General features: G+C 70.5%; 7 protein-coding genes and 2 pseudogenes. 3 read left to right on the forward strand and 6 right to left on the reverse strand.

Annotated elements, in window-relative coordinates; translation table 11 throughout:
* The 4 genes from K4G64_RS37480 to K4G64_RS37495 all read right to left on the reverse strand — a co-directional run.
* On the reverse strand, positions 1-451 hold a 451-nt coding region (locus tag K4G64_RS37480), incomplete at its 3' end, for a TerD family protein (RefSeq protein ID WP_221760339.1).
* A gap of 76 nt (positions 452-527) precedes the next feature.
* Positions 528-1,106 carry a TerD family protein gene (locus K4G64_RS37485; protein WP_031109141.1) on the reverse strand — a complete coding sequence of 193 codons (579 nt, stop codon included), beginning with the start codon at positions 1,104-1,106 and terminating at the stop codon, positions 528-530.
* Between the two features lie 139 nt (positions 1,107-1,245).
* Positions 1,246-3,396, reverse strand: coding sequence for an excinuclease ABC subunit UvrB (uvrB, locus tag K4G64_RS37490; protein WP_221760340.1), 2,151 nt, complete (start codon positions 3,394-3,396; stop codon positions 1,246-1,248).
* 40 nt (positions 3,397-3,436) lie between these two features.
* Complete coding sequence (locus K4G64_RS37495; RefSeq protein ID WP_221760341.1) at positions 3,437-4,303, reverse strand: MHYT domain-containing protein; 867 nt, start codon at positions 4,301-4,303, stop codon at positions 3,437-3,439.
* Positions 4,304-4,597: 294 nt separating this feature from the next.
* On the opposite strand from K4G64_RS37495, the gene K4G64_RS37500 reads away from it, so the two are divergent.
* Together K4G64_RS37500 and K4G64_RS37505 are read left to right on the forward strand one after the other, a co-directional pair.
* Entirely contained in the window at positions 4,598-5,470 is an 873-nt protein-coding gene (locus tag K4G64_RS37500; protein ID WP_221760342.1) for a glycerophosphodiester phosphodiesterase family protein, read from the forward strand.
* 51 nt (positions 5,471-5,521) lie between these two features.
* The gene (locus tag K4G64_RS37505; RefSeq protein WP_221760343.1) at positions 5,522-6,076 is read left to right on the forward strand and encodes a methylated-DNA--[protein]-cysteine S-methyltransferase; all 555 of its coding nucleotides are present in this window, start codon (positions 5,522-5,524) and stop codon (positions 6,074-6,076) included.
* Between the two features lie 13 nt (positions 6,077-6,089).
* Here K4G64_RS37505 and K4G64_RS37510 read toward each other — a convergent pair whose 3' ends face one another.
* Positions 6,090-6,518, reverse strand: a complete 429-nt coding sequence (locus tag K4G64_RS37510) for a VOC family protein (RefSeq protein WP_221760344.1) — start codon at positions 6,516-6,518, stop codon at positions 6,090-6,092.
* 106 nt (positions 6,519-6,624) lie between these two features.
* Here K4G64_RS37510 and K4G64_RS37515 point away from each other — a divergent pair.
* Positions 6,625-7,518 (forward strand): annotated as a pseudogene (locus K4G64_RS37515) (pseudouridine-5'-phosphate glycosidase); the annotation flags it as partial.
* A gap of 25 nt (positions 7,519-7,543) precedes the next feature.
* Here K4G64_RS37515 and K4G64_RS40850 read toward each other — a convergent pair.
* A pseudogene (locus K4G64_RS40850) lies at positions 7,544-7,671 on the reverse strand (PfkB family carbohydrate kinase); the annotation flags it as partial.

A 7,671-nucleotide genomic window follows, 5' to 3' on the forward strand; every position in this document is an offset into this window, starting at 1 on the left:
GGCCGACGGCGCGCACCTTCCAGGCGTCCTGGCGGCGGTAGAGCTCCAGGGCGACGACGGCCGACTCGGCCTCCAGACCGGTGATGGTGTAGCTGGCGACCTCGTCGCCGCCGAGGCCGGTGACGGCGACGAACGGGGCCGCCACGGCACCGAAACGGACCGGGCCCGTCCCGCCGGCGGGCAGGGCGAGCAGCACGCTGACACGGTGGACGGCCTCCGGCACGGCGTCCAGATCCACCGCGAGACGGTGGTCGGCGGCGGCCTGCCGGGAGACCTCGAGACCCGGCTGGGTGGGTGCGCCCGGGTGGGCCACCCACTCCACGCCGTGGATCCGGCCGTTCTCGTCGCCGAGCGCGGCCACGGCCACGGTCGGCGTACCGGCCGAGATCCGGATCTCGAGACGGGCCTGGGAGAGCGGGTGGTTCTGCCCCCGCACCAGCTCGGCCGTCATCGCCTTCGTCCCCCTGTGTCGTTGTGTGAAGTCGTGTGCTGCTCGCCGGGCCCGCCGGTCCGGGGCCCGCCGTGCGTCAGAGCACCGGCAGGATCGCCGGCATCAGGTCCTGGAAGGTGCGCCCGTTGGCCGGGTTGCCCAGGGCCGTCATCGACCAGCCCTGACCCGCGCGGTGGACCTTGGCCATGATCTGGGCCGTGTACTGGCCGCCGCCGGCGAGCGTGTAGCGGGCGAGCTCCTGGCCGTTGGTCTCGTCCACCAGGCGGCAGAACGCGTTCTGCACCTCCTGGAAGGTCTGGCCCGTGAAGGAGTTCACGGTGAAGACGATCTGGTCGATGTGGACCGGGACGCGCGCGAGGTCGACGAGGATCGCCTCGTCGTCGCCGCCCTGGCCGACACCGCCGACGAGGTTGTCACCGGTGTGACGCACCGAGCCGTCGTCGCTCACCAGGTGGCGGAAGAAGACGACGTCGACCGGCTGCTTGTCCGCGAACAGGACGGCGGAGGCGTCGAGGTCGATCTCTCGCGTGCGCGAGCCGAACAGGCCGCGCCGGGGAGCCGCCTGCCAGCCGAGACCCATACGAACCGCAGTCAGGCTGCCGCCGTCGTTCTTCTGCAGACTGATGGCCTGACCCTTGGTCATGTTGACGGTCACGCGCTGATTCCCCTCTCAAACGTCCCCTGTTGCCGCGAAGTCGCGGTTGACCAGCACCTTACGCAGGGGCACTGACAGCGACCCACCCCGGTCCGCACTTTGTGTCGGTCTTGCAACACTGCGCGTACGCGGCACGCTGTCAGGCCAGACCCGCCTCCTTCATCTGGCGCAGTTCCTTCTTCATCTCGGAGACCTCGTCGCGCAGCCGGGCCGCGATCTCGAACTGGAGCTCCGCGGCGGCGGCCCGCATCCGCGCGGTGAGCTCCTCGATCTGCCCGGCCAGTTCGGCCGCGGGGCGGTCGGTCGGCACCGTCTCCTCGGCCTTGCCCTTGCCCTTGCCCTTGGCTGACTTGGACGCCCCGGCCGCCTTGCCGAGGGAGGGCACGGGCGCCTTCGTACCCCCGCCGTCCTTCTTGGCATTGCGGTAGCCCGAGCCGAGCAGTTGCTCGGTGTCGATGTCCTCGCGGGCGATCTGGGCGACGATGTCGTTGATCTTCTTGCGCAGCGGCTGGGGGTCGATGCCCCGCTCCGTGTTGTACGCGATCTGCTTCTCGCGGCGCCGGTTGGTCTCCTCGATGGCCTTCTCCATCGCCGGAGTGATCTTGTCGGCGTACATGTGGACCTGGCCGGACACGTTGCGCGCGGCGCGGCCGATGGTCTGGATCAGGGACGTGCCGGAGCGCAGGAAGCCCTCCTTGTCGGCGTCCAGGATCGCCACCAGGGACACCTCGGGCAGGTCGAGGCCCTCGCGCAGGAGGTTGATGCCGACCAGCACGTCGTACTCGCCGGCGCGCAGTTCACGCAGCAGTTCGACGCGGCGCAGGGTGTCGACGTCGCTGTGCAGATAGCGCACCTGGATGCCCAGCTCCAGGAAGTAGTCCGTGAGGTCCTCGGCCATCTTCTTGGTGAGCGTGGTGACCAGGACGCGCTCGTCCTTCTCCGTGCGCAGCCGGATCTCGTGCACCAGGTCGTCGATCTGGCCCTCGGTGGGCTTGACGACGACCTCCGGGTCGACGAGGCCGGTGGGGCGGATGATCTGCTCGACGAAGCCGTCCGAGCGGGACATCTCGTAGTTGCCCGGCGTGGCCGACAGATAGACCGTCTGGCCGGTGCGCTCCTGGAACTCCTCCCACTTCAGGGGGCGGTTGTCCAGGGCGGAGGGCAGCCGGAAGCCGTGGTCGACGAGGGTGCGCTTGCGGGAGGCGTCGCCCTCGTACATGGCGCCGATCTGCGGGACGGTGACGTGCGACTCGTCGATGACGAGGAGGAAGTCGTCCGGGAAGTAGTCCAGCAGGGTGTTCGGCGGGGAGCCGGGCGAGCGGCCGTCGAAGTGCATCGAGTAGTTCTCCACGCCGGAGCAGCTGCCGATCTGGCGCAGCATCTCGATGTCGTACGTGGTCCGCATGCGCAGGCGCTGGGCCTCCAGCAGCTTGCCCTGCTTCTCCAGCTCCGTCAGGCGCTCTCCCAGCTCCTTCTCGATGTCGTTGACGGCCCGCTCCAGACGCTCGGGGCCCGCGACGTAGTGGGAGGCCGGGAAGACGTAGAGCTGCTCGTCGTCGCTGATGATCTCGCCGGTGAGCGGGTGGAGGGTGGACAGCGCCTCGATCTCGTCGCCGAACATCTCGATGCGGACGGCCAGCTCCTCGTAGACCGGGAAGATCTCGATGGTGTCGCCGCGGACGCGGAAGGTGCCGCGGGTGAAGGCCATGTCGTTGCGCGTGTACTGGATGTCCACGAAGCGGCGCAGCAGCTCGTCGCGGTCGATCTCCTCGCCGACCTTGAGGGGGACCATGCGGTCCACGTACTCCTGCGGGGTGCCGAGGCCGTAGATGCAGGAGACCGAGGCGACCACGACGACGTCGCGGCGGGTGAGCAGCGAGTTGGTCGCGGAGTGGCGCAGGCGCTCGACCTCCTCGTTGATCGAGGAGTCCTTCTCGATGTAGGTGTCCGACTGCGGGACGTACGCCTCGGGCTGGTAGTAGTCGTAGTACGAGACGAAGTACTCGACGGCGTTGTTCGGCAGGAGCTCGCGGAACTCGTTGGCCAGCTGGGCGGCCAGCGTCTTGTTCGGCGCCATCACGAGGGTGGGGCGCTGGAGCTTCTCGATCATCCACGCGGTGGTGGCGGACTTTCCGGTGCCGGTCGCGCCGAGCAGCACGACGTCCTGCTCGCCCGCCTCGATGCGCCGGGCGAGGTCGGCGATGGCCGTCGGCTGGTCGCCGTTCGGCTGGTAGGGGCTGACGACCTCGAAGGGCGCCACCGTGCGTTCGATCTTTGAAACTGGCCGCATGGCTTCCACCGTACGACCCCGCACTGACAATGGGCTCTGATCAGCGGTTCTGCGGGGTGCGGGTGCCCCTGTGCTCCACGGTGCGGCGGGGGCGGAACCGCAGGCGGCGGGCGGAGTGCCGGACGTGGGTGTGGGCGGGGATGCCGGGCTTGGGCTCGACGGGGACGACGGTGGGCTTCCCCATGACCATCAGCGGGTCGAACATCACCACGACGCCCGCGAGGAGCAGGAAGGCGAGCGGCCCGATCAGCATGGGTGCGAGCAGGCTCGCGGGCGAGTCGCCCGTGGCGGGTTCGGACGTGCCGTGCAGGTGGACACTGAGGGCGGCCATGCCGGTGTAGTGCATGCCGCTGACGGCCAGGCCCATGACGAGGCTCGCGCCCACGCTCCACAGGAAGCCCCTGACCTGGCCGGCGGCCCACAGGGCGGCGGTCGCGGCGGCCATGGCGATGGCGACGGAGATGCCGACGGTGACGGTGTTGTACTCCAGTTTTCCGTCCAGGCTCATGCTGGCCATGCCGAGGTAGTGCATCGACGCGATGCCCAGGCCGGTGATGGTGCCGCCGGTGAACAGGGCCGTCCCACGGGCTCCCCGGTAGCCGACGATGAAGATCCCGACGCCCACCATGACGATGGCGACGGCCAGGCTCGCGAAGGTCATCGCCTTGTCGTAGTGGATCGGGGCCCCTCGGACCGTGAACCCCATCATGGCGACGAAGTGCATGGTCCATATGCCGGAGCCGATGGCGGCGGAGCCGAGGGCGAGCCAGCCGGGGCGCCAGGACTGGGCGACGAGCATGGATCTGGTGGTGCAGCGCAGGCCCAGCGCGCCGCCGAGGCAGGCCATGAAGTAGGCCACCAGGGGTGTGACCAGGCCATAGCTGAATCCGTCGACCGTGCCCTGCATGCGCGGCTGCCCTTCCCGCCCTTGTACGTCCCGGAATTCCCGATGTGCGCCCCCGCCCAGGACCGCCGTGAGCGGTCAGGGTTGACGCAGAGAGTATGACCCCCACCGGAATGGTCGAACGACTTTCCGGCAAAGAAACACGGCCTTGCCGCAGTTGTGCGGTACCAGTGAGCGGAGTTGGGACATCTCCGTTCAACGTGTGGCCATCCTGCGCCCCTCTCGCGTTGACCCTCTGCTGTCACAGTTGTGCTGTCTGTGATGTTTGTCGCCGTTCGCTCGTCGCGAGGAGTACGCATGCACGCGCGCGCTGTCGCCGCCTCGACCACCGCACTCCTGGGGACCGCCGTCCTGCTGTTCCCCGTCTCCCCCGCCAGTGCCACGCAGGACGGCACGTCGCCGCTGGTCATCGCCCACCGGGGTGCCTCCGCGTACGCGCCCGAGAACACCCTGGCCGCCGTGGACAGAGCGGCGGAGCTGGGCATCCGCTGGGTGGAGAACGACGTGCAGCGCACGCGGGACGGCGAGCTGGTCGTCCTCCACGACGACAACCTGCGCCGCACCACCGACGCCGAGGAGGTCTTCCCCGGCCGGGCTCCCTGGAAGGTGAAGGACTTCACCGCCGCGGAGATCGCCCGGCTGGACGCGGGCAGCTGGTTCGGACCCGCGTACGCGGGCGCGCGCGTGCCGACGCTGGAGCAGTTCGTGCACCGCCTGGAGCGCCACCGCCAGAAGCTGCTCCTGGAGATCAAGAACCCCGAGCTGTACCCGGGCATCGAACGGCAGACGCTGAAGGTCCTCGGCAACGAGGGCTGGCTCGACCGGTCGCACCTGGCGGGCCGGCTGATCGTGCAGAGCTTCAGCGCGGACAGCGTGCGGACGGTGCACGAGCTGAAGCCCGGTGTGAAGACGGGCCTCCTGGGGACGCCGCCGGTGTCGGATCTGCTCGACTGCGCCGAGTTCGCCGACCAGATCAACCCCTCGTACAGCTCGCTGTCCCCGGCGTACGTGTCCTCCGTGCAGGCGTTCGACGGGCCGCACGGCAGGCCGATGGAGGTCTTCGCCTGGACGGTCGACGACGCGAGGACCGCCCAGCGGGTCGCCGGGTACGGGGTCGACGGGATCATCACGAACAGGCCGGACGTGGTGCGACAGGCCGTGGGCGGCTGATCGGATGTTCCGCCGGGCCGCGTTGTCAGTGGTGGGTCCTACTGTGGGCACATGGACAGCCGAGAGCAGGCCGAGCCGCGGATCGTGTGGGCGGTCGTCGAGAGCGGGATCGGGCCGTTGCTGCTGGCCGCGAGCCGGGACGGCCTGGTCAACGTCGTGTTCCACGCCACGGACGCGGTGCGGGACAAGGCCGTCGAGCGGCTGGCGGCGCGCCTGGGCACCGAACCCGTCGAGGCGCCCGGCTCCCCGCTGCTGGCCGAGGCGATACGCCAGCTCCAGGCCTACTTCGCGGGTGAGCGACGCGACTTCGACCTGCCGCTGGACTGGTCGCTGATCTCCGGCTTCAACCGGGAGGTCCTGCGCGAGCTGGCCTCGGGCGTGCCGTACGGCCAGGTGGTCGGCTACGGCGACCTGGCCGGGCGGGTCGGGCAGCCGGGTGCGGCCCAGGCCGTGGGCATGGCGATGGGCGCCAACCCGCTGCCGGTGGTGGTGCCCTGTCACCGGGTCGTCGAGAGCGGCGGCGGCATCGGCGGCTTCGGGGGCGGCCTGGAGACCAAGCGGAGGCTGCTCGCCCTGGAAGGCGTGCTCCCCGAGCCGCTCTTCTAGGAGGCGGGCCTGGTCAGTCGTAGTGCCGGGCCTCGAAGACGTTGCCGTCCGGGTCGCGGAAGTAGAAGCTGCGGGTGGCCTTGCCCCGGGCTCCGAAGGAGTCGTGCGCAAGGTCGGACATCGGTACGGAGCGCTCCTCGAGGCGGCTGAGGAGGGCGTCGAAGTCGCCCCGTGGCAGCGACAGGCAGACGTGGTTGACCGGATGCCCGGCGCTCTCGGCGGAGCCGGGGAGCATCGTCATGCGCTCCACGAAGCTCAGCGGCATGAGGTCGAGGATGGTCTCGTCGTTGACGCGCACGGAGGGGAACGGCGCCTCACCCGCCGCGAACTCCGCGAGCCGTACCGCCTCCAGGCCGACGGCCTTCTCGTAGAAGTCGGCTGCGGAGACCGGGTCGCGCACCCAGAGGACGACATGGTCGAGGCGTGGTGTGTGGTCCGTCATGTACTCCAGGCTCGTGACCACTCCGGCAGCCCGCAAGGGTTTGGCCAGGCCCGCCGGTCGCCAGAGATGAGGGAAGACGACTGACCGACTGACAGGAGGCAGGCGCGTGGTGCTGGTGGTGTCCGAGGAAGTGCGGGAGGCGATCGACGCGGGCCGGCCCGTCGTCGCCCTGGAGTCCACGATCATCGCGCACGGGCTGCCCCGGCCGCGCAACCTCCAGGTCGCGCTGGAGCTGGAGACGGCAGTACGGCAGGAGGGCGCGGTCCCCGCCACGATCGCCGTGCTGGACGGGCGCCCGCACGTCGGCCTGGACAAGGAGCAGCTGGAGCGGGTCGCGAACGAGGACGGGATCCGCAAGCTCGGCCACCGTGATCTGCCGCTCGCGGTGGCGTCCGGGGCCAGCGGGGCGACCACGGTGTCGGCGACCGCGCTGCTGGCGGCGCAGGCGGGCGTGCGGGTCTTCGCGACGGGCGGGCTCGGCGGGGTGCACCGGGAGTGGACGGTGACGCAGGACGAGTCGGCCGACCTGGGGCTGCTGTCGCGCACGCGCATCACGGTGGTGTGTGCCGGGGTGAAGTCGATCCTGGACGTGCCCGCGACCCTGCAGCGGCTGGAGACGCTGGGGATCGCCGTGGCGGGCTACGGCACCGGCCGGTTCCCCGGCTTCTACCTCTCCGACTCGGGGCATCCGGTGGACTGGACGCTGGACACGCCGGAGCAGGTGGCGGGCGTCATGCGGGCCCAGGACGCGCTCGGCGGGCCGGAGTCGGCGCTGATCGTCGCCAACCCCGTCCCCGAGGAGGAGCAGCTCGATCCGGACCTGCACGCGCGCGTGCTCGCCGGCGCTCTGCATGCCTGCGAGGAGGAAGGCATCACCGGGCAGGCGGTCACGCCGTTCCTGCTCGACCATCTGGTGCGGCACACGGACGGCGCCTCCCTGAGCGCCAATCTGGCGGCGGTCCGCGGCAACGTACGCCTCGCGGCACGGATCGCGGCGGCCCGGTGCGCCGCCCAGCACGCCACATTGGCGCCCGCCAGCAGGGCGGCGAGGAACGCGCCGGTGAAGGCGTCACCGGCGCCGGTGGTGTCCCGCGCAGTCGCCGGTACGGCCGGGACACGGGCGCGTACCTTCCCCGAGCGGGCCACGAGCGCC

Source organism: Streptomyces sp. WAC04114, assembly GCF_019733245.1.
Taxonomy (GTDB): Bacteria; Actinomycetota; Actinomycetes; order Streptomycetales; family Streptomycetaceae; genus Streptomyces; species Streptomyces massasporeus_A.

What these genes read in the sequence shown, in the direction of transcription:
- uvrB (WP_221760340.1), bottom strand. Translation starts at nt 3,396, where the DNA reads ATGCGGCCAGTTTCAAAGATCGAACGCACGGTGGCGCCCTTCGAGGTC.
- K4G64_RS37495 (WP_221760341.1), bottom strand. Translation starts at nt 4,303, where the DNA reads ATGCAGGGCACGGTCGACGGATTCAGCTATGGCCTGGTCACACCCCTG.
- K4G64_RS37500 (WP_221760342.1), top strand. Translation starts at nt 4,598, where the DNA reads ATGCACGCGCGCGCTGTCGCCGCCTCGACCACCGCACTCCTGGGGACC.
- K4G64_RS37505 (WP_221760343.1), top strand. Translation starts at nt 5,522, where the DNA reads ATGGACAGCCGAGAGCAGGCCGAGCCGCGGATCGTGTGGGCGGTCGTC.
- K4G64_RS37510 (WP_221760344.1), bottom strand. Translation starts at nt 6,518, where the DNA reads ATGACGGACCACACACCACGCCTCGACCATGTCGTCCTCTGGGTGCGC.